This window comes from Pelomicrobium sp. G1 (genome assembly GCF_051905455.1).
Taxonomy (GTDB): Bacteria; Pseudomonadota; Gammaproteobacteria; order Burkholderiales; family UBA6910; genus Pelomicrobium.
The window spans coordinates 1-234 of sequence record NZ_JBQACR010000637.1; the positions used below are offsets into that span (position 1 = coordinate 1).

Below are 234 nucleotides of genomic sequence, written 5' to 3' on the forward strand. Positions count from 1 at the left end.
GCGTGAAGGTGCTCCGGTTCTCGGTGGGCTTCGTACCACCGCTCATAGTGTGGCGGGCCGGGCGCGACCGGAAAGAATGGGTGATCTCGGCCTTTCCCATGGGCGGCTACGTCAAGATGCTGGACGAGCGGGAAGGCCAGGTGCGGCCCGAAGAGCGCCACCGGGCGTTCACTCGCCAGTCGGTGTACCGCCGTTTCGCCATCGTGCTGGCGGGGCCGCTCGCCAATTTCCTGC

Annotated in this window: 1 protein-coding gene; it reads left to right on the top strand. The window is 67.1% G+C overall.

What is annotated here, in order from left to right; translation table 11 throughout:
- A partial coding sequence (locus ACTFO6_RS19935; RefSeq protein ID WP_439936009.1) for a site-2 protease family protein occupies positions 1-234 on the top strand: 234 nt, incomplete at both ends.